This is a genomic window from Lewinella sp. (assembly GCF_050633125.1).
Taxonomy (GTDB): Bacteria; Bacteroidota; Bacteroidia; order Chitinophagales; family Saprospiraceae; genus Lewinella.
In genome coordinates, this window is the sequence record NZ_JBOEFX010000212.1 from 1 (window position 1) to 2,627 (window position 2,627).

General features: G+C 35.3%; 2 protein-coding genes. Both read left to right on the forward strand.

Annotated elements, in window-relative coordinates:
• A partial coding sequence (locus ACRBG0_RS28180; protein WP_431490162.1) for a hypothetical protein occupies nt 1-1,000 on the forward strand: 1,000 nt, incomplete at its 5' end.
• A 132-nt stretch (nt 1,001-1,132) separates the two neighbouring features.
• Nucleotides 1,133-2,560 carry a hypothetical protein gene (locus tag ACRBG0_RS28185; RefSeq protein ID WP_431490163.1) on the forward strand — a complete coding sequence of 476 codons (1,428 nt, stop codon included), beginning with the start codon at nt 1,133-1,135 and terminating at the stop codon, nt 2,558-2,560.
• The last annotated feature ends 67 nt before the right edge of the window (nt 2,561-2,627 follow it).

Sequence of the window (2,627 nt, forward strand, 5' to 3'; positions counted from 1 at the left end):
AAATTTCCCAACAAGCTCTAAAATGGGAATACGGAAGAAAATTAAGTGGAGATTGGTACTTGTTATGCTCCTTGCAAACACTGCATCACAACTGAATGCGCAAGAATTAACTATCGAGCAAAGAAGTTCTGTGGACAGTTTAATTCAAGTTGGTGCATTCTATAATGCTGAAAGAATTATTGACGATTGGAGATTATCCTACATCGAGGGTAGTATAGATAATTTATGGCTTTTGAGTAGGAGGATTGAGATAAATGAAAGTCTAGGGAATTTTGATGAAAGTGTGAGATTAATGAGATCATTTATCCAAAATGAATTTGCTGTCAATTCATATGATAAAAATGCTTCAGTTGCTTCCTATAGCCAAGATTCTATTCCTTTCGGGTTGATCCAGTGGCTAATGCCGGAGTACTACAGAAAAATCGTAGATCACTGCATACAAAAAGGGATGTATGAAGAAGGTCTCCAATACTTACAGAAGCAACGTGAAAATTACCCGTTTAATCCACCTTGTACTGTTGGAATTATTGGAGAAAAAGACATGGAATTTATCATTTTTTCAAGTAGACTTCACTTTCATTTGGAGAATTACGATACAGTACTGAACTTACTTCTTCCTCTTAACTTTGAAAGTACGTACAGAGTTTTTAGAAAAGAGGAAACAAAAACAGAGTTGGACAGTATCCTATATAGCGCATTAAGAATGAAGTATACAGATAGTGAAATATTAAATGAGTTGAACTACAGTATTGAAGATGCAATAGAAAGGAAAATTACATTCGCAATATTTGAACCGTTTACGTTGAATATGTTTGGACGGGATATTAACGGAATTGTTAATAGAGGTTGGGTGATAAGGACGGAAGGGAAAATACGCTCAAATTCACAAAACTTAGATGTGGCAACAGTAGAGGAACTTGTTTCTAAGATGCATCAGCGATTCATAAGCGATACGGTTAGGAATATGAGGATTTATAAATATATTGAAGAAAAGAATTGACTGCGCAGAACTTTGCTACCAGCGACAACCCTCCGCAAGCTACGGGCTGCGTGGTAGCCGGAGTTAGGTGCAACGTAAGAAAAAACTTATTTTAGATGCAGGTTTTACTTTTTAGAAGAGAACGATATACTTATGCCTGTTAGACTAAATACTTTGGTTGGAGTAAGCGCCGAAAAACTAGATGAAGTTGGTGTATTTAATAGCTTTATAGATATGGATTCAAATTTCCATGTTGACCCTTCTTTATTGAATTCACTAAATATTCCTGAGTTTGAGAATGCTAGAGAAAAATTTGATGATCACTTTAGGAAAGTGATGAAATTATTAAAAATATCTCAGGACAAGAATGATAAGTTTTACGCTGAAGCAGTTAAAAAATTAAAGTTTAAAGAAATACCATATATCAGTCTAGGGTTTTCATCTGAAGGAAATCATGGTGGAGGAATTGGAATACACTTTGCACGCCAACTTGCTGAAACAGGAAAAATAATAGTTGATGCAGGATTTGAAGACCCACAAATATTTGAATTAATTGGACTTTTTGAGGAAGGGATTGGCTCTGATCGAATAAGTGACATGACGATATCCATAATATATGACAATATTGTCAGGTACACTGAAAGATTAACAAAAGAATTACATATAAAGTCAACTCGATTTAAATATAGTGGAGAAGAGATTTTCTTACCAAAGAATGAATATAATGATGGAAAGCCAATAATGTTTCTGCCAAGAGACTTACTTCGCAGAATTCCAATTGCCGACTCGTGGCATGATATTTCTTCTGTTGAAGGTTATAATGAAGAGTTAAGAGAAAGAACAAATACTATTGTTGGAGGAAGTTGGAAGAAATACATTAAATCGAGAAGTAAGAGATCATTGAAGGATGAATTACTAAGTAACAAAGAGTTATTGAAGCATCTACTTGAAGTCTATGAAATTAAACCAAGAAAGCCTTATGACTTTAAAAATGATCCATTCAATGAGTTTAAATGGATAGAGTTAGCGAATAAAGCAGTAGAGGAGAATGCAATCAACCTTAGAAAATATAATCCTGTCACCCCTGAAAACATTCTCGAAGTTATAAAAGTAATATGCTTTCAGTTAAAGTCATTAATCGAGGACAATGGTTGGTGGGAGTTTCTTTACGATTCTGACGGGACTCAAAGAAATGAGCGATATGTACAAAAGCTACTTTATGGAGTTGCAGATACATATTGTAGGGCGAACAATGTTGATTTAAGTAGAGAGCCTAATGCAGGTAGTGGCCCAGTAGATTTTAAGTTAAGTAGAGGCTATGATGCAAAAGTAAATCTGGAAGTAAAATTGTCCACAAATAATAATTTACTTCATGGTTTCGAAAAACAACTGCCTATTTATAACAAAGCAGAAAAATCTCACCATAGTGTTTACCTAATTATAATGACGAAAAACAACCGTATCAAAGTAAACAAGGTGTTAACCAAGGCCAGAATTAGTAGGGCTGCCGGCTTGAAAACACCATCAGTCATAGTAATTGATGGTCGGAAAAAATTGTCTGCAAGTAAAAGGAAGAGTTGAATGCACCTAACTTTGCTACCAGCGACAATGCCTCCTGCGTCGGCACTGCGTGGTAGCCGGAGTTGGA